At 72.9% G+C, this 16,134-nt stretch carries 22 protein-coding genes; 12 read left to right on the plus strand and 10 right to left on the minus strand.

Features of this window, described 5'->3' with window-relative positions; genetic code table 11:
* The 3 genes from AB0G28_RS42005 to AB0G28_RS42015 all read left to right on the plus strand — a co-directional run.
* Nucleotides 1–147 (plus strand): FMN-binding protein (locus tag AB0G28_RS42005; RefSeq protein WP_361103158.1); only part of this gene is annotated, 147 nt, incomplete at its 5' end.
* A complete protein-coding gene (locus AB0G28_RS42010; RefSeq protein ID WP_361103054.1) occupies nucleotides 144–881 on the plus strand; it encodes an FAD:protein FMN transferase in 738 nt (245 codons plus the stop codon). The genes AB0G28_RS42005 and AB0G28_RS42010, both read left to right, overlap by 4 nt.
* A gap of 44 nt (nucleotides 882–925) precedes the next feature.
* Entirely contained in the window at nucleotides 926–1,432 is a 507-nt protein-coding gene (locus AB0G28_RS42015) for a DUF2231 domain-containing protein (RefSeq protein ID WP_361103056.1), read from the plus strand.
* A gap of 33 nt (nucleotides 1,433–1,465) precedes the next feature.
* On the opposite strand, the gene AB0G28_RS42020 is transcribed toward AB0G28_RS42015, so the two are convergent.
* Nucleotides 1,466–2,032, minus strand: a complete 567-nt coding sequence (locus AB0G28_RS42020; RefSeq protein ID WP_361103058.1) for a sigma-70 family RNA polymerase sigma factor — start codon at nucleotides 2,030–2,032, stop codon at nucleotides 1,466–1,468.
* Between the two features lie 93 nt (nucleotides 2,033–2,125).
* Entirely contained in the window at nucleotides 2,126–2,596 is a 471-nt protein-coding gene (locus tag AB0G28_RS42025) for a GyrI-like domain-containing protein (protein ID WP_361103060.1), read from the minus strand.
* A 122-nt stretch (nucleotides 2,597–2,718) separates the two neighbouring features.
* On the opposite strand from AB0G28_RS42025, the gene AB0G28_RS42030 reads away from it, so the two are divergent.
* Entirely contained in the window at nucleotides 2,719–2,937 is a 219-nt protein-coding gene (locus AB0G28_RS42030) for a hypothetical protein (RefSeq protein ID WP_361103062.1), read from the plus strand.
* Between the two features lie 26 nt (nucleotides 2,938–2,963).
* Here the strand turns inward: AB0G28_RS42030 and AB0G28_RS42035 are convergent, their stop codons facing one another.
* A complete protein-coding gene (locus AB0G28_RS42035) occupies nucleotides 2,964–3,533 on the minus strand; it encodes a GNAT family N-acetyltransferase (protein ID WP_361103064.1) in 570 nt (189 codons plus the stop codon).
* A 191-nt stretch (nucleotides 3,534–3,724) separates the two neighbouring features.
* Here AB0G28_RS42035 and AB0G28_RS42040 point away from each other — a divergent pair, with 191 nt between their 5' ends.
* The 8 genes from AB0G28_RS42040 to AB0G28_RS42075 all read left to right on the plus strand — a co-directional run bounded on the left by AB0G28_RS42040 (nucleotide 3,725) and on the right by AB0G28_RS42075 (nucleotide 9,426).
* On the plus strand, nucleotides 3,725–4,039 hold the full coding sequence (locus AB0G28_RS42040; protein WP_361103066.1) for a hypothetical protein: 315 nt from the start codon (nucleotides 3,725–3,727) through the stop codon (nucleotides 4,037–4,039).
* Complete coding sequence (locus AB0G28_RS42045) at nucleotides 4,036–4,671, plus strand: class F sortase (RefSeq protein WP_361103068.1); 636 nt, start codon at nucleotides 4,036–4,038, stop codon at nucleotides 4,669–4,671. The genes AB0G28_RS42040 and AB0G28_RS42045 overlap by 4 nt, the downstream gene beginning before the upstream one ends.
* Nucleotides 4,672–4,827: 156 nt before the next feature.
* Nucleotides 4,828–5,517 (plus strand): hypothetical protein, encoded by a 690-nt coding sequence (locus tag AB0G28_RS42050; RefSeq protein ID WP_361103070.1) that lies wholly within the window; start codon nucleotides 4,828–4,830, stop codon nucleotides 5,515–5,517.
* A 170-nt stretch (nucleotides 5,518–5,687) separates the two neighbouring features.
* Nucleotides 5,688–6,299 carry a hypothetical protein gene (locus AB0G28_RS42055; RefSeq protein ID WP_361103072.1) on the plus strand — a complete coding sequence of 204 codons (612 nt, stop codon included), beginning with the start codon at nucleotides 5,688–5,690 and terminating at the stop codon, nucleotides 6,297–6,299.
* A 192-nt stretch (nucleotides 6,300–6,491) separates the two neighbouring features.
* Nucleotides 6,492–7,001, plus strand: a complete 510-nt coding sequence (locus AB0G28_RS42060; protein ID WP_361103074.1) for a hypothetical protein — start codon at nucleotides 6,492–6,494, stop codon at nucleotides 6,999–7,001.
* An 85-nt stretch (nucleotides 7,002–7,086) separates the two neighbouring features.
* Nucleotides 7,087–7,842 carry a GAF and ANTAR domain-containing protein gene (locus tag AB0G28_RS42065; protein WP_361103076.1) on the plus strand — a complete coding sequence of 252 codons (756 nt, stop codon included), beginning with the start codon at nucleotides 7,087–7,089 and terminating at the stop codon, nucleotides 7,840–7,842.
* Between the two features lie 57 nt (nucleotides 7,843–7,899).
* Nucleotides 7,900–8,640, plus strand: a complete 741-nt coding sequence (locus AB0G28_RS42070) for a GAF and ANTAR domain-containing protein (RefSeq protein ID WP_361103078.1) — start codon at nucleotides 7,900–7,902, stop codon at nucleotides 8,638–8,640.
* A 51-nt stretch (nucleotides 8,641–8,691) separates the two neighbouring features.
* Nucleotides 8,692–9,426, plus strand: coding sequence for a GAF and ANTAR domain-containing protein (locus tag AB0G28_RS42075; protein ID WP_361103080.1), 735 nt, complete (start codon nucleotides 8,692–8,694; stop codon nucleotides 9,424–9,426).
* Nucleotides 9,427–9,615: 189 nt separating this feature from the next.
* Here AB0G28_RS42075 and AB0G28_RS42080 read toward each other — a convergent pair whose 3' ends face one another.
* The 7 genes from AB0G28_RS42080 to AB0G28_RS42110 form a co-directional block, all read right to left on the minus strand.
* Nucleotides 9,616–11,178, minus strand: a complete 1,563-nt coding sequence (locus AB0G28_RS42080; protein WP_361103082.1) for an SdrD B-like domain-containing protein — start codon at nucleotides 11,176–11,178, stop codon at nucleotides 9,616–9,618.
* A 503-nt stretch (nucleotides 11,179–11,681) separates the two neighbouring features.
* Nucleotides 11,682–12,128 (minus strand): hydrogenase maturation protease, encoded by a 447-nt coding sequence (locus tag AB0G28_RS42085; protein ID WP_361103084.1) that lies wholly within the window; start codon nucleotides 12,126–12,128, stop codon nucleotides 11,682–11,684.
* Nucleotides 12,125–13,417, minus strand: coding sequence for a Ni/Fe hydrogenase subunit alpha (locus AB0G28_RS42090; protein ID WP_361103086.1), 1,293 nt, complete (start codon nucleotides 13,415–13,417; stop codon nucleotides 12,125–12,127). Before AB0G28_RS42090 ends, AB0G28_RS42085 begins: the two co-directional genes overlap by 4 nt.
* The gene (locus AB0G28_RS42095; protein WP_361103088.1) at nucleotides 13,414–14,166 is read right to left on the minus strand and encodes an oxidoreductase; all 753 of its coding nucleotides are present in this window, start codon (nucleotides 14,164–14,166) and stop codon (nucleotides 13,414–13,416) included. Before AB0G28_RS42095 ends, AB0G28_RS42090 begins: the two co-directional genes overlap by 4 nt.
* On the minus strand, nucleotides 14,166–14,978 hold the full coding sequence (locus AB0G28_RS42100; protein ID WP_361103090.1) for an FAD/NAD(P)-binding protein: 813 nt from the start codon (nucleotides 14,976–14,978) through the stop codon (nucleotides 14,166–14,168). The genes AB0G28_RS42095 and AB0G28_RS42100 overlap by 1 nt, the downstream gene beginning before the upstream one ends.
* Entirely contained in the window at nucleotides 14,975–15,376 is a 402-nt protein-coding gene (locus tag AB0G28_RS42105) for a 4Fe-4S dicluster domain-containing protein (RefSeq protein WP_361103092.1), read from the minus strand. Before AB0G28_RS42105 ends, AB0G28_RS42100 begins: the two co-directional genes overlap by 4 nt.
* A 100-nt stretch (nucleotides 15,377–15,476) precedes the next feature.
* Entirely contained in the window at nucleotides 15,477–16,085 is a 609-nt protein-coding gene (locus AB0G28_RS42110) for a hypothetical protein (protein ID WP_361103094.1), read from the minus strand.
* Between the last annotated feature and the right edge of the window lie 49 nt (nucleotides 16,086–16,134).

Genomic DNA, 16,134 nt, shown 5'->3' on the forward strand with positions numbered 1-16,134 from the left:
CGCATCAACTCCACCGCGGTGCCGGCGCTGAACCAGGAGACGCTGCAGGCCCAGAGCGCGCGGATCGACACGGTCAGCGGCGCCACCTACACCTCCGAGGGCTACCAGCAGTCTCTCCAGTCGGCGATCGACCAGGCCCATCGGTGACGACCGCACCCCGGCGGTCCTGGACGCGGGCCGTCATGGGCACCCAGGCCAGCCTGCACCTGCGCGGCCGGCGCGTCGACGTCGACCCCGCCGTCGAACCGGCCGTGGCGGCGGTGTTCGGGCACCTGCGGGCCGCCGACGAGTTGTTCAGCACCTACCGGCCCGACAGCCAGGTCAGCGCCTTCCGCCGCGGCGAACTCCCCCGCGACGACCGGCACCCGTGGCTCACCGAAGTCCTGGCTTTGTGCGACGAGGCGCGGGACCGTACGGACGGCTACTTCGACGCGTGGCTGCCGGGTGGCTTCGACCCGTCCGGCCTGGTGAAAGGCTGGGCTACCGAACACGCCACCACGCACCTGGCCGGCCTGCGCGGGTTCGACCACTACCTCAACGTCGGCGGCGACATCGCCGCCCGGGTCGGCGTCACGACCGCCCCGCCGTGGCGCGTCGCCGCCGAAGACCCCGCGGATCCGACGGCCTTCCTGGCCATCCTCGACGTGCGCACCGGCGGCGTCGCCACGTCCGGAACCGCCGCCCGCGGCGCCCACATCGTCGACCCGCACACCGGCACCCACCCCCGCGGGCTACAGGCCGTCATGGTCACCGGGCCGACGCTCCTGTGGGCCGACGTGTTCGCCACGGCCGCCTTCGCCCGCAGCGGGGACGACGTCGCGGAGTGGGTGACCGCCCGCGCCCCCGGCTACCAGGTCGCCGCGCTCGCCCGCGCTCCGTGAGAAAGTCCACGCCCCGGCCCCCGCATCCCTCCACAAAGGACACCATGACCACCGTCAACGGCCTGCCCGCCCACATCCTGCTCGTGCACGCGATCGTCGTGCTGCTCCCGCTTTCCGTCCTGCTCCTGGTCCTCAGCGCCCTGTGGCCGGCCGCACGCGCCAAGCTCGCCGGTCCGAACGCGATCCTGTCGATCGTCGTCGTGATCCTTGTCCCGATCACCACCGAGGCGGGCGAATGGCTCGAACGGCGGGTCGCGCCGACCCCGCTGGTACACACTCACACCGAGCTCGGTGACACGGCGATCTGGGTGGCGATCCCGGTGGCCGTGCTGGCGCTGCTGGTGTGGTGGCGCCGCCGGGAAACCGGGCGGCCGGGCCGCACCTTCCTGGCCCCGGCCTCGACGGCCGTCACGGTGGTGGTGTCGGTACTGTCCATCGCGGCCGCCGGCGCGGCGGTCTTCGACATCTACCGCATCGGCGACTCCGGTGCCCAGGCCACCTGGCAGGGCCAGTTCAGCAGCGCACCGGCGCCGGAGGGGCCCCGCGGCTGACGGGGATCAGGCGGCCTGCGGCGCCCGACGGGCTCACGAAGTGCCCCGGGCCAGCCGCCGGACCCGCCGCAGCGCGCGGTGCTGTGTCACGCGGACCGCGCCGGCGCTGGGCATTTCCAGCAGCTGCGCCGTCTCTTCGGCGGAGTAGCCGAACGCCAGCCGCAGGGCGAGCACCTCGCGGTGCGTTTCGGGAAGCCGTCGCAGCAGCCGGCCCACCCGCCGGTCCTGCTCCAGCCGGGCGTATTCGTCACTCGCGGCCGGGGCGAGCCGGGCCGTGCGGACCCCCAGCGCCTCAGCCGACGGCACGAGGCGTTCCCGGCTGCCGCTCCGGGCACGGAGGCGGTCCGCGACCTTGTGCGCAGCGATGCCGAAGACCCACGCGAGGAACTTCTCGGGCCCGTACCCGTACCCCGGCAACGCCGTGAGCACGGCGACCATGACGTCCTGGGCGCAGTCCTCCGCCTCGGCCGCCAGGGTCTCGCGGAGCCGGTGGCGGCAGTAGCCGAGCACGGTCGGCCGCAGCAGGCGGAACAGGGTCCTGCCCGCCGCCTGATCGCCGCTCACCGCGAGCCGGACGAGATCGGTGTCCGGCGGCAGCACGCGCCGATCGTCACAGTGCTCGGTTTTCACGTCGTCCCCCGGAATCTGTTCCCCACCCGGCGAGCCTCCGCGGCGCCGGTCGCGGACGACGGCTCAGTGGATCCGGTACGGCTGGACGACTTGGGTGCGCCAAGTCCCGGGATCGGGCTGGGCCTCCGGAGCCGTCAGGTAGACCTCCCACGCCGCACCGGCGAGTTCGCCGTCGTGCTCGTGCACCCAGGAAGCGAGCGCGCTGTAGGCGGGTTCCATCGTGTCGTACGGCCCCATGTGGACGGTTTCCACGACCGGGCCCGCGGGCAGGACCGACGGCCGGACGCCGTCGACGGACTCGATCGGGATGGCGACCGGGAACCCCGCCTCGACCTGGAACCGGCCGCCGGGTTCCGGGCGGTACCGCGCGAACGGCGGACCGGCCGGTGCCGCGCCGTGAGCGGCGAGGACACCGGCGATCGCCCCGTACTGCCGGCTCAGCCAGGACCCGAGTTCGGCCACGTCCAAGACCGCCTCGGCCACCGCGGTCGGCTGCTCGTTCCGGTTCCCGACCTGGATCTCGTACGTCCGCATGCGGGCAGTTTCGCCGGAGAAGCCGCGGGGTACGTAGAGTCGTCGGTCCTCGTGCGGTGGGTCGATGGTCCTCCGCGCGACCGGTCGTCGGACGGTTTTCGTGCACGCGTGGAGGCTTTCCGATGGCGAGCGATGGGCTCCCGGTCCCCGACGGTCCGCTTGGCGAGGAAGCCTTTCCCGACGGCACGAGCGTGCACGTGACCGGCGGCCGGTACCGCGACGCCCGCGGGGTCGTGATCGCGAAGAAGCCTGACCTGCGGCCGGGCTCGGTATGGGTCCGGCTCACCGACGGCAGGGAAGTCCTCGTCCCCGGCCACCGCCTCTCGCCCGACGTCTCCTGACCGGGCTCGGCGACGGCCGGCGGTTTTCACCGCCGGGTCATCGGGACTGTCACGGGGCCAGCGCGACGACGGCTTCGGCGATTCCGTGGGCGATCACGCGTTGCCCCCCCGGCTTCGTCGAGCAGCTCGGCGACCGGGACGTTGTCGGCCAGGTAAGTGGCGGTGAACGTCGTGAACCCGTGCGCCACCGCGGCTTCGGCGAGCATCCGGACGAGGGCGGTGGCCAGCCCAGCGCGCCGCCAGGCCGGGTCCACGACGACGGCGACGTCCGCCACCCCTGGTTCGGTGGTGGCCTCATAGCGCGCGACGGCGACCCCGTGCCCGTCCGGGGCGCGCGCGACGAGGGCGTAACGGCGTTCGTAGTCCAGCTCGGTGAGCCGCCGGAGCAGCTTCGGGGTGACCCGCGGTGGTGGCCCGCAGAAACGGCGGTACAGCGTCTCGGGGTCGGCGTGTTCGATCGCCGATCCCAGCTCGGCGGCGTCCGCCGGGGTCAGCAGATCGACCGAAACCGCCCGGCCGTCGCCGAGCCGGACCACCTCCGGGGCGCCGGAGCGGCGTTCCGGTTCGGCGTCCTCCGGGATGTCGCCGGCCGCCATCGCCCACCTCCGCGGTGCCCGTGATCCGGCCACGATGCCACGCGCCGCCGTCCGGGTCCAGATTCGCCCGGCAGTGACTCTCCGACGACAGGCCGAGGACTTTCTTCCCTTTCGGGAAACAGCCACCGGCGGGATTCTGCGGTGCCGGAAAGAACGCCACAGGAAGGAAGGTCACCATGAAGGGATTCCCGGTGAAATTGACGGTCGCCACGGCCGCCGGTGTCGCGCTCGCGGGCTTCCTGGTTTCGGCGGGCCCGGTCTCGGCCGTCGAAGCGCCGCGCGCCGGCTACGCCCGGATCGCGCAGCCGACGACCTCGACCACGTCGACGACCACCACGTCCCCGACCAAGCCGACAAGCACCACCGGCACGACCACGACCACGAAGCCCACCAAGCCCACGACCTCGACGACCAAGACCACCGGCAAGACCCCCGCCCGGCCGATCCCCAAGGGCGGGGTGGAGACCGGAGGTGGCGGCACGGCGCCCGGCGGTCCTGACGCATGACCGGTGCGCACTGGACGCACGGTCGCCGGGGGGCGCTGCTCCTGGCGACCGTGGTCTTCGCGGTGCTGACGGGCCTGACCCTGGTGCTGACCTCCGGACGGCACCGTGAACCGGTTTCCGCCCCTCCGCCCACGCTGTCCACCAGTACCGCGCCGTCCACCACGACCGCACCCGTTCCGCCGCGCTCGGACCCGGTGTCGGTGGAGATCCCGAGAATCGGCGCGAAGTCGACCCTCGTCCCGCTGGGCCTCAACCCGGACGGCACGCTCGAAGTGCCGCCGGTCAGCCGGCCGATGCAGGCCGGCTGGTACTCGCTGGGGCCCACGCCGGGCGAAACCGGCCCCGCGGTGATCGTCGGCCACGTCGACGGCAACCGGCAGAAGGGGATCTTCTACCGGTTGCGCGAACTCGTGCCGGGCGACCAGGTCCTGGTGGCCCGCAAGGACGGCACCACACTCACCTTCGTGGTGTCGCATGTGGACAAAGTCGACAAGGACGAGTTCCCGTCCGATGCGGTCTACGGCGATACGCCGGATCCTCAGCTCCGGCTGATCACCTGTGGCGGCAGTTTCGACCGGACGGTCCACAGCTACCGGGACAACATCATCGCCTACGCGAAGCTGAAGCCCTGACGGCAGAGCGCCCGATGCCTGCCACGGGATACCGTGGCCGCACGACGGCCCGGTGACCAGTGGGGACCTCGTGCCCCCCGCGGGTGACCTCCGCCCCTATCCCGTGCACCGCGCTGCAGGGCAGCCTGAGCAGGAAGCCTGCAGCAGGAGGCTGCCATGACGGACACCCGATCACCACGAGCGGCACGGGGCCGCACCTGGCCCGCCGGCTGGTGGTACCTGCCACTGACCGTCTTGACCGCCGGCCTAGCGGCCTGGGCACCGTTCCTCCACGCGGCCGTGGTGCTCGGCAGCACCCGCCTGCGATGGGTCGCCGCCGCCTACGGCGCCGTGATGGTGGCGCTCCTCGTGTGCGCCGCCGCACCGGTCGACGCGCAGGGCAACCCCGTCGGAACCGCCGGGGACGTCCTGCCGGTGATCGCGGGAATGGGCTGGCTGCTGCTGATCCCGGTCGCCTGCGCACACCAATGGGTGCTGCGGCGCCGGGTCGCCCGCGGCCGGGACCAGGTGCCCGAGCCCGCGATCGCCTCCGCCCTCGCCGCCCGGGACCGGCGGAGCACCGCACGCCGAATCGCCGAGACCGATCCGCTGCTGGCCCGGGAGCTCCGGATCGGACGACCCGACCTCGCCCGCAGCTACGACGACGGTGGCCTCGTCGACCTGAACAGCGCGCCGGCCGAAGCCATCGCGCGGTGCTGTGACATCCCTCTCCCGGCGGCCGGGGAGATCGTCCGCGCCCGGACGGAATCCGGCTACTCGAGCGTCGACGAACTGCTCGTCACGGCCACCGTTCCCCTGCCGGCCTGGGACCGGATCCGCGATCGCGGGCTGACGCTGCCCGCCTGAGCCAGCCTGCCGCGAAGCCCGGAGTCTCCGCAGCGGATCGTTCGCGGCGAACGCGGTTCCAGCGGCGGAGGGACGAAAGGCCTCGCGGCCGGGGCCGAAGTCCTCCTGTCCGGTCCCCGCCCGTCGGGCGACAGTAGATCATCCCACCACCGGAAGCCGAGGTGGCCGCGATGTCCACTCGCACGACGTGGTCCGGGCTGTGTGCCGGCACAGCCGGGCTGTGCCTGCTCGGCGGGATGGTGCTGCCCGTCGTGTTCACGCTCGCCGTCGCGGCAGCGGCGGCGAGCATTCCCTGGGCCGCCCGGCTGCCGCGGCTGCGCCGGCTGGTCCGGCCGCCGTTGCGCGCGCGGACCACCGCGCTGGTGGCCGCCGCCGCGCTGGGAACGGCGCTCGGCGGGCTGCTCGTGGCCGACGCGGTGGCGGCGACCGGCGCGGGTGCGGTGTGCCTGCTGCTCGCCCTGGACCCCCTGCTCGGCGACACCGGCCGGCCGGTCCGCCGGCGCGAGCGGGTCACGCGCGCGGCGCCCGGGCGAAGCATCCCGGCTCCGGCCCCGGTCGCCACCGCGCAGCCGGCGCTGGACGACCTGTGCCTGGCCTGGCGGCGCAGCTACCTCGAGCTGCAACGCGCCGGCGACGACCGGCTGTGGCACGCCGTGGTCGAAGCCCGGCGGGGCTACCTCGACGATCTGGAACGCCGGGACCCCCGGGGTTTCGCACGATGGCTGCGAAGCGGCGCTCGTGCCGCCGGCGACCCTCAGCGGTTCCTGCACGCGGCCGAGTAACCGGCAATGCTCCGGCCGCGAAAAATCATCACTCGCCCGTCCCCTGGCTCAGGACCACGCGCAGGGACTACTCTGGCCTTCTCGGCGAGGTCGGCACCTGCTGTCGGCGTGCCGAAAACCAGGCAGATGCCGTGTGCCCCAGCCCCCGGCGATCTGACATCTGCGACGCGCCCGGTCAAGAAGGAGCCGGTGATGTCCTTGTCGCAGCCTGAGCCCGGGAGCGCCGGTTCCCGCCGCCGGATGAACAAGTGTGGCCACTGCGGCCGTCCGGTCCCGGTCCGCACGGTGCAGCTGGCCCTCGTGCCGAACTCGTCCGCAGCCGATCTGGACGACATCGCCGGACGCGGACAACGGCTGGTCGCCGCCTGCAGCGACGAGCACATGGCGGCGATCGTGGCAGAAGCGCAGCGAGCCTGGCGGGACGACGAATGGTGGTTCTCGCTGCTCCGCGAAGCGAGCACCCGCCCGGCAGCGCGCCGGGCGACGCTGGTCCAGGTCGCCGAGCGGGCGGGCCTCTCCGCTACCCAGCTGGAAGCCGCCCTGGCCTGGAACGCCACCCGGCCGCGGCCGCGCACGGCGCTGCCCGGCGGGCAGCCGATTCCTCCCCGGCCGTCATGCGCCCCCGAAGCGGGACTCCATCCGCCGCACGCCGCGGACCTGTGTGCCTCGTCCGGGCCCGAACGTCGCAGTGAGGGCGCGTGACGCCTGACGGGCGACGATACCCGGCCGTTTCCGGGCCCCGGCAACGCCGGACAGCCGTGTCCACCGCGATCCGGGGAGAGTGAGCATGACCGGTCAACCCCGCGCCGGCACCGACGGAGAGCTGCGGCGGCTGCGTGCGGTCCTCGACCTGGCCGACGACCGCGAGCCGGCGGTGCTGCTCCACCTGCTCGCCCGCTACTGCGTCGAGCTCCTCGGTGTCCTGGCGGCCGCGGTCGTCCTGGCGGACCCGGACGGTGAGCTGCGGGTGGCGGCCGCGTCGGACGCCTGGTCGCGGCGGCTGGCGCAGCGGCAGCTCGATCTCGGGCGTGGCCCGGCCCTGGATGTCCACCGGACGGGTGATCCCGTCCGCGCGGACGACCTCACGAAGGCTGCTGATCGGTGGCCCGGCTTCGCCACCGAAGCCGTCGCCGCCGGATTCGAGGCGGTCACCGCGCTTCCCCTGCGCCGGAAGCAGGACATCGGTTCGGTGATCCTCTTCGGCGACGGACAGCCGCCCGGGCCGGACCTCGAACTCGCCTGGGCCCTCGCCGAAGCGGCCACCCTCGGTGTGCTCCGGGACCGCGCCATCCGGCGTGGCGAGACCCTCGCCCGGCAGCTCCAGCGGGCGTTGGACAGCCGGATCGTGATCGAGCAAGCCAAGGGCGTCCTGGCCCAGGCGGGTGATCTCCCGGTCGACGAGGTCTTCATCCTTCTGCGCGACTACAGCCGCCGGCACAGCGAGCCCCTGCACGACGTCGCCCGGGAGGTCGTGCGGCGCACCCTCGCCCCCGCCAGGATCCTGGACCCGCAGGGTGCCGATCCACCGGTGCAGCTTGGCTAGAATCGTGCGGCGTTCCGCTCGGGACGCGCCCCGCCGTCCCCGGAAAGGGCCGACACCTTGCCCGCTGTCCACGATTGGGACGAGGACTCGGCGCTGGGACGCCTGTGGAAGACGCTCGCCGAGCTGGCCGCGACACGGGAACTGTCGCTGTCGGTGGATTTCGTCTGCGATGTCGCCGTGGAACGGCTCGCGGTGACCGCGGCCTGCCTCGTCGTGTCGAACCGGCCTGGGAGCGCGACCCTGCGGCACGCGAGTGGCGCACTGGGCGATCGTGCAGTCGAAATCGAGGTCACCGTCGGCGAGGGCCCGGTCCTGGAGTCGATCGATCTGGCATCCTCGCTGTTCGTCCCGGATCTCGACGCTCCCCGCGGTTACCGGCACTGGCCGGTCTTCGCCCCGCTCGCGGTGGAAGCGGGAGTGCGGGCGTGCCTGGTGTTCCCCCTGACCGTCGGGGTGGTCCGGGCCGGGGTCCTGGCGCTCTACCACGCCGAGCCCGGATTGCCGTCGACCGAACGGCTGAGCGAAGCAATGCTGTTCGCCGACCTGCTGCTCGCCCTCCTGCTCACCGAGCAGGCCGGCCGGCAAGCCGGCGCCGCCGCGGACGAAGGGTTTCCCCTGGCCGGCGCGGCCGTGCACCAGGCCACCGGCATCGTCGCGGCTCAGCTCGACATCGACCCGGACGACGCCTTCGCCCGGCTGCGGGCGCGCGCCTTCGCCGACGGGCGCCGCCTGGCCGAGCTGGCCGCCGACGTCGTGGCGCGGCGGATCCGCTTCGACCGGAACGGCGATGCGGGCTGAGAGCGGGTCGGCCATGCCGTTGTACGCTGACGAAATGGGAAGGGGAAGTCGATGCGTGAGGACGCGCTGATCGACGCTCTCGTCGAGCTGGCCGACGCGCTCACCGACGACTTCGACCTGATCGACTTCCTCCACCTGCTGGCCGGCCGCGGGGCGTCGCTGCTCGAAGCCGACGCCGCCGGGGTGCTGCTCGCCCACGCCCACTCCGGCCTCCAGGTGGTCGCGAGTGCCGACGAAACGCCCGAGGTGGTCGAGCTCTTCCACCTCCAGACCGGCCAGGGGCCCGGCTACGACGCCTGGCGGACCGGCTCGCAGGTGGTGTGGCCGGACCTGCGCCAGGCGGCCGACCGGTGGCCCCGGCTCGCCTCCGCCGCCGCGACAGCCGGAGTCACCGCGGCCTTCGCCGTCCCGATGCGGCTGCGCGACGAGAGCATCGGAGTCCTGAGCCTGTTCCGGGCCACGGCCGGGGAGCCCGACGCCAGGTGGACGCGGACCGCGAAGGCTCTCGTGGACGTCGCCACCATCGGCATCCTGCAGGCCACCGCCCTCCGCCGGCCCGAAGTGCTCGTCGAGGAGCTGCAGGCCGCGATCACCAGCCGGGTCGTGCTGGAGCAGGCCAAGGGGTTCGTCTCGGAGCGGCTGGGCGTCGACCTGGCCACCGCGTTCACCCTCCTGCGCGACCACGCCCGCCGCCACGGCCTGCGGCTTACCGACGTCGCCCGCGCGGTCGTCACCCGCCGGCAGGGCGCCGGTGAGCTGCTCGCCGGTGAGCCCGGCCCGGCCTGAACGGCCGCGGCCGGAAACCACCCGGCCGGGGCACACCCACTATCCATAGTGGACGTCCACACGCGACCCGGCGAGGCGGCTCTCCCACCGGGGTTCGAGCCCGGTGACGTTCGCCGTGGCGTAGCTGCCCGGAGAGCCGGCCGGGCTCGGCCTCGGCGAAGCCGGCGAGCGCCGCGGTCCGGAGCGGCACTACCGCAATCGCCGCCGATGCGCGCCGAGCACGAGTGCGGCGCCGGTCGTCGTCGCGAGGAAGCCGCCCAGGGCGAGCCACGTGACCCCCACGCCGGTCGTGGCCAAGCCGGGCGGGCGCGGGGCCGCCGGCGCCGGGCCGGGCGCGGGAGCCGGGTGCACGCCGGGCGGCGGCGCCGGATCCGGGTCGGGCTGGTACGGGCCGGGGACGACGACGTAGTAGTGGCGATAGGGATTGTCGCCAGGTCCGTTCTCCCCGTCACGGACGACGAACTCCGGGTCGGAGTACACCATCGCCCACGGTCCCACGATCCCGAAGTCGTACAGGCCGGCCGGCACGTTCCGGAACGTGAAATCGCCATTGCCGTCGGTCACCGCGCGGGTGACGACCGCTCGGCTGACCTGGTCCCGCAGGTAGACCTTGACTCCAGGCAAGGGGGTGCTTTCGGGCAGGCCGAGCTGGGGCTTCCGCACGAACCGGCCCAGGTGGCCGTCGACCCGCGGGGCCATGCCGCCGGGGATCCTCGCCGTCGCGCTCACGGCCGGGGGCCCGTCGATGTGGGGCGGCACCCCAACGGCACACGTGACGCGCAGGTAGCCCACGGCGGCCGCCTCGTCGGTGATCCGGATCGTCATGACGTGGACGCGCTCGGCGCCGGCGGGGACGGTGACTCCCGGTCCGCCGGCGGCCAGATCGCCGGGATTCAGCTCGCCCGAACCGGTGGCCCAGCAGTTCGCGGTCACGTTCTTGATCACCCAGGCCCCGTGGTTGGCCAGCGTCACGGTCAGGCGCGCGATGTCGTTCTTCCGGTACGACTTCCGCGTGAACGCCATCGAGGCGGACAGCCATTTGGTGGCGGACGGTGTGCCGCGGACGACGACGTCGGGATCGTTGACCCCGTCGATCACGACACCCGGACCCGCCAGGTACCAATCGGCGGCGTTGTCGAAGATGGTCCAGTACGAACCGGCTGGCAGGTCCCGGAAGACGAACCGCCCTCGGGAGTCGGTGGTCGTGGTACGGCCGACGTTCGGCGTGCCACCCGAGGTGTACACCCCGATCCCCGCCAGCGCCTCGCCGGGATCCATCGCGCCGTTGCCGTTGCGGTCGCCGTAGACCGTTCCACGGTAACTACCGCTGAGATGGGTGACCGGGACGGAAGCGGTGACGACGTTGTCCGCCGGATGCGCATCCTGTTCGCCGCCGAGCAGGGCTGCCGTCACGGTGAGGGTCACCGGCCCGGACGTGGTGGTGACATACCCGTCGGCGTTCCCGACCGCGGACTGCCCCGGCTCGATCGGCACGCCGGCCCCGTAGAGCGGCGTCCACCAGGTGATCGACAGGTTGCCGGTGGAACTCACGACCACGTGGCTCGCCGTCGCCGTGCCCACGTTGGTGACCCTGGCGTGCACGGTGATCAGCTGCGTGGACAGGTACGAGGGTGCGTCGAACCACACCGACAGCCGCAGGTCCGGCAGATCAGGTACGGCGGGCCGCGGCACCGCCGTCGCCGGTGTGCTCGCCCCGGAACTCGACGGTCCGGTCCGGGGAGGCCGGGACACCGTCGTTGTGGTTTCCGGCGGAACCGGTGCGGATTTCGACGACGCCGGCACGGTCTTCGCGGGAGAGGCCGGAGCCGGGCCGACGGGGGTCACCGCCTCCGTGCCCGGGGGTGCCACCGCCGTTGCCGGTGCTGTTTCCCCTGCGAACGCGGGCCCCGCCGACGCGGCGAGGCAGAGCGCGATGGCCGACAACACCGCTGCCGTGGAACTCGATCTTCGTGCCATCTCCGGACACCTCGATTCCCTGGGTGCGTGCTCCAGCACGGCGGCGCCGGCACCGCGAACCGAAGTACCCGCCGGCTGCCGTGCCGTCCGGCCCCCGTGACAGGAGCCTGAGTCCCCAGCCGACCGCGTGCCGCGGCCCGCCGATGCGGCCGGAAGTCCCCTGCCCCGGGGACCAACGCCATCCGTCTCGGCGCCTCGACGGCCGTCGGGCCGGGAGACATGGCCGGTGAACCGGAACAACGACACGAGATCGCGCCGTCCGAAGAACGTTTCGCCACTCAGCCGAGTTCGCGCCGGATCGCGTGGACCACTTCGGGGACCGCGGCCCGCACCGCCGGGGTGAGGCCGGTTCCGAGGCCGAGTTCGGCTGCCTCGACGGCGTACACCACCAGCTGACCGGGCACCCGGCCGAGCGCGGCACCGAGCCGGACCGCGTCCGGGATGCCGAGTGCGTGCGAGCTGGACGGCACCGCCCGCGGCGGCCATCCATCCACAGTGGACGTCCACACACGACCAGGCGTGGCGGGCTCGCACAGCACGGCGTCGACGACCACGGCTGTGTCCACATCGGACCAAGCATCGAGCAGGGCCGCCGGTTCCCCGTCGCACAACACGGTGCGGACGCCGGGAATCGGGTCCGCGTCCAACGCGGCCAGCACCGCCACGGCGACGCCGTCGTCGCGGCGGTACTCGTTGCCCACGCCGATGACGACCGCCCGGGTCACCGGCCCTCCCAGGTGATGTCCAGGAAGTGGGCGGCGCAGGAGATGCAGGGGTCGTAGTTGCGGATCGTGCGCTCGGCCAGTGTGGTCAGCTCGGCGTCTTCCAGGTCGAGATGGTCCTCGACCACACGTCGCAGGTCCGCTTCGATGGCGGCCTGGTTCTGCGAAGTCGGCGGAACGATCGTGGCCGCGCGGATCAGGCCGTCGGCGTCGAGTTCGTAGCGGTGGTACAACGTGCCGCGCGGTGCCTCGCTGATCCCGTGGCCGGTTCCGGCGCGTGGCGGCACCTCGACGAAGGCACGCGGCGGCCGTTCCCACGCGTCGATGATCCGCAACGCTTCCTCGATCGCGTACACGATCTCGACCCCGCGGACCAGGATGCTGCGGAACGGGTTCCGGCACGCCGGACCCAGTCCGGCTTCCGCCGCGGTTTGCCGAGCAGTCTCCGACAGCTGTGCCGAGTTGAGCGTATAGCGCGCGAGCGGTCCGGTCAGGTACCGATGGCCGTCGAGCGACGCGTGCAGCGCCGTGGAGTGCGGGACCTGCGTTTCGACGACGTGCTCGGGGAACTCGCGCGGTCCGAACGCGAGGCCCAATGCGGTACGAAGGCTGCCGTCCGCGATGGCGTAACGGCCCGGCTCGTACGCGGCCATCAGATCGTGGTCGAGTTCGAGGTCGGGGAACTCGAAGCCCGCGGTCCACCGCACGGTCGCGATGGCGTCGTCGAGCGCCCGTCGCAGCGTTTCGGCTAGTGGCCGCAGGTCCGCGCGGGCAGGCAGCGAGTAGAACCCGCCGACCCGGACGTTGACCGGGTGGATCGCCCGGCCGCCGATGGTCTCCAGCAGCGTGTTCCCGGCCTTCTTCAGGGCCAGGCCGCGCTCGACGACGTCGCGGTGCCGGGTGGCGAGGCTGATCGCGTCCGGGTGGCCGAGGAAGTCCGGGGCGTGCAGCAGGTAGATGTGCAGGGCGTGGCTGGAGATCCATTCGCCGCAGTAGAGCAGCCGGCGCGCGTCGGCGATCCCTGGGTCGAGGGTGACCCCGCAGGCGTCTTCGATCGCGTTGCACGCGCTCGTCTGGTAGGCCACCGGGCAGATGCCGCAGATCCGGGCGGTGATGTCCGGTGGTTCGGTGTGCGCCCGGCCGCGCAGGAACGCCTCGAAGAACCGCGGCGGCTCGTAGATGTTCAGCTCGGCCGCCTCGACCCGCCCGTCGGCGATCCGTACGCGCAGCGCGCCTTCGCCTTCGACCCGGGCCAGCGAGCTGACCTTCAGCTGCCGGCTGCGGTGGCTCACGGTTCCTCCCGGCGCGTTTCCGTGACGGTGAAGGTGCTGAAGACGCGATCGACGTCGTCGTCGCTCATCCCGCGCGAACGGAGCAACGGGATCAGCACCGGGGTGTTGGGTTTCGCCATCGGCCCGAAGCAGCCGAAACAGCCGCGGTGCACACCCGGGCACAGGGCTCCGCAGCCGGCCCGGGTGACCGGTCCGAGGCAGGGCGTGTCCCCGGCGACCAGCAGGCAGGTCAGCCCGCGGCGCTTGCAGTCGGTGCAGACGCTGGTGTCCGGCAGGTCCGGCGCGCGCCCGGCGAGCAGCGCGGCGATCGTGCCGAGCAGCTGGCCGCGGTCGATCGGGCAGCCGTGCAGTTCGTAGTCCACCGGGACGTGCGCGGCCACCGGTGTCGACGTCGCCAGCGTGTCGATGTACTGCGGATTCGCGTACACGATCGAGGCGAACTCCCGGACGTCGGCGAAGTTCCGCAGTGCCTGGACGCCACCCGCCGTCGCGCACGCCCCGATCGTGACGAGCACCTTCGAGGCCGCCCGGACCTCCTGGATGCGGCGCAGGTCCGCCGGGGTGGTGATCGATCCTTCGACGAGCGACACGTCGTAGGGACCGGGGACCACGGTGCTGGAGGCTTCGAGGAAGTGCGCCATCCGCACCTTTCCGGCCAGTTCCAGCAGCTCGTCTTCGCAGTCGAGCAGGGTCAGCTGGCAGCCGTCGCAGGAGGCGAACTTCCAGACGGCCAGCGTCGGCGTCGTCATCACAGCTCCTTCACGGCGAGCAGCGGGCCGGCGACGGTGTAGTCGACGACCGGGCCGTCCCGGCAGACCAGCAGCGGCCCGAGCTGGCAGTGGCCGCACAGGCCGATGCCGCACTTCATCGCGCGTTCCAGGGAGACCCGGATCGCCGCGGCGGGGACTTCCTTCGCCAGCAGGATTTCCGCGCACGCGCGCATCATCGGCTCCGGACCGCAGAGGAACGCGCGAGTCTGCGCCGGGTCCAGGTCCAGCGCCGACAGCGGTTCCGTCACGAAGCCCACCGGGCCGGTCCAGCCGTCGGCCGGTCGGTCGACCGTCCGCAGCACCTCGACGTCGTGCCGCCGCGCCCAGGCGTCCAGTTCGTGCGGGAACAGGAACTCCGCCGGGGTCCGGGCACCGGCCACGACGACCAGCCGGCGGTACCGCGCCCGATCGTCGAGCACCGCCGTGAGCACCGGCCGCAGTGGGCACAACCCGGCACCGCCGGCGACGATCACGACGTCGTGCCCAGCCGCGTCCTCGACGTCCCAGCTGGTGCCGTACGGGCCGCGCACGCCGACCACCCGGCCCGGGGCGAGGTCGTGCAGCGCCCGGCTGACCGCGCCGACGGCCCGGATGGTGTGCATCGGCCCGGGGCCGCTGACCGAGATCGCCACCTCGCCGATCCCTGGGGCGTACAGCATCATGAACTGCCCGAGGCGTGCTTCGGGCACGGGTTCGTCGACCGGCTCCAGCCGGACGGTGACCGAGTCGGCGGTCTCCACGACCCGTCCGGCGACCCGGTACGGCACCGGGACCATCGGTTCGGCCGTCACGAGCAGCCCCCGGCCAGCTTCGCCGCTTCCTCGGTGATGTCGATCCCCGCCGGGCACCAGGCGATGCACCGGCCGCAGCCGACGCAGCCGGACGTCCCGAACTGCTCGTGCCACGTGCCGAGCTTGTGGCTGAACCACTGGCGGTAACGGCTCGCCCCGGAGGTCCGGACACTGCCGCCGTGCACGTACGAGAAGTCCAGTTCGAAGCAGGACGCCCAGCGCTGGTGGCGTTCGGCGTGCTCGCCCGACAGGTCGGTGACGTCCTCGGTGGTCGTGCAGAAGCACGTCGGGCACACCATGGTGCAGTTGGCGCAGGTGAGGCAGCGGCTCGCGACCTCCTCCCACAGCGGGGACTTCCGGCTTTCCCGGATCACCGACGGCAGGTCCGCGGCCGGCATCGCCCGGCCCATCCGATCCGCCGCGGCGGCGACGGCTTCCCGGGCCGCGCGGACTTCGGCGTCCGGTGCCGGGCGAGTGGTGACCTCACGCAGGAGCCGCTCACCGGCCGGGGTGCCGACGTCGACGACGAACCGGTGCCCGCCGGAGTCGATCCGCTCGGTGAGCCCCCAGGTCGTACCCGGGTCCGGCGGCGGGACCGGTGCCCATCGACGCGCAGAAGCACACGTCGCCCGGTTCGGTGCAGTTGGCGGCGATGATGAACAGCTCGGCACGGCGGCGCCGGTACGAGCCGTCGGGGTGCGCGCCGCCGCCGAGCACCCGGTCGAGGACGGCGATCGCGGCGAGGTCGCACCCGCGCACTCCGAGGAAGGCGTACCGCGTGTCGTCGGGCGGCTCGGCGGTGAACTCGCCGTCGGGAGTGGCTTCGAAGAGCTTGCGGCGCGGTGGGTGCAGGTAGCGCTTCCACGACTGCGGACCGGCCGAATGCCCGAACACGGCCGCGTCGCCGCGCCGCCGGAGCCGGTAGTGCCCAGGGCTTGTCGTGACACCCCACCCCGTCGGGAGCTGCGCCGCGGAGTCCAGCTCGGCGAGCACGATCGCGTCGTCGCGCACGGTTGGCCCGATCACCCGGTAGCCGTCGCGGATCAGCGCGTCCACCAGCCCGCCGAGTCCCGCGAGGTCGATCGTCACCGTGCCGTCGCTCGTCATCCGGACCTCCCGGCACCACTGAACCGGCGACGCCGCGAACCGGCCTAGG

The sequence above is a fragment of the Amycolatopsis sp. NPDC021455 genome, from assembly GCF_040640995.1.
GTDB lineage: Bacteria > Actinomycetota > Actinomycetes > Mycobacteriales > Pseudonocardiaceae > Amycolatopsis.

What these genes read in the sequence shown, in the direction of transcription:
- AB0G28_RS42015 (WP_361103056.1), top strand. Translation starts at nt 926, where the DNA reads ATGACCACCGTCAACGGCCTGCCCGCCCACATCCTGCTCGTGCACGCG.
- AB0G28_RS42025 (WP_361103060.1), bottom strand. Translation starts at nt 2,596, where the DNA reads ATGCGGACGTACGAGATCCAGGTCGGGAACCGGAACGAGCAGCCGACC.
- AB0G28_RS42030 (WP_361103062.1), top strand. Translation starts at nt 2,719, where the DNA reads ATGGCGAGCGATGGGCTCCCGGTCCCCGACGGTCCGCTTGGCGAGGAA.
- AB0G28_RS42035 (WP_361103064.1), bottom strand. Translation starts at nt 3,533, where the DNA reads ATGGCGGCCGGCGACATCCCGGAGGACGCCGAACCGGAACGCCGCTCC.
- AB0G28_RS42045 (WP_361103068.1), top strand. Translation starts at nt 4,036, where the DNA reads ATGACCGGTGCGCACTGGACGCACGGTCGCCGGGGGGCGCTGCTCCTG.
- AB0G28_RS42050 (WP_361103070.1), top strand. Translation starts at nt 4,828, where the DNA reads ATGACGGACACCCGATCACCACGAGCGGCACGGGGCCGCACCTGGCCC.
- AB0G28_RS42055 (WP_361103072.1), top strand. Translation starts at nt 5,688, where the DNA reads ATGTCCACTCGCACGACGTGGTCCGGGCTGTGTGCCGGCACAGCCGGG.
- AB0G28_RS42060 (WP_361103074.1), top strand. Translation starts at nt 6,492, where the DNA reads ATGTCCTTGTCGCAGCCTGAGCCCGGGAGCGCCGGTTCCCGCCGCCGG.
- AB0G28_RS42065 (WP_361103076.1), top strand. Translation starts at nt 7,087, where the DNA reads ATGACCGGTCAACCCCGCGCCGGCACCGACGGAGAGCTGCGGCGGCTG.
- AB0G28_RS42075 (WP_361103080.1), top strand. Translation starts at nt 8,692, where the DNA reads ATGCGTGAGGACGCGCTGATCGACGCTCTCGTCGAGCTGGCCGACGCG.
- AB0G28_RS42095 (WP_361103088.1), bottom strand. Translation starts at nt 14,166, where the DNA reads ATGACGACGCCGACGCTGGCCGTCTGGAAGTTCGCCTCCTGCGACGGC.
- AB0G28_RS42105 (WP_361103092.1), bottom strand. Translation starts at nt 15,376, where the DNA reads ATGCCGGCCGCGGACCTGCCGTCGGTGATCCGGGAAAGCCGGAAGTCC.
- AB0G28_RS42110 (WP_361103094.1), bottom strand. Translation starts at nt 16,085, where the DNA reads ATGACGAGCGACGGCACGGTGACGATCGACCTCGCGGGACTCGGCGGG.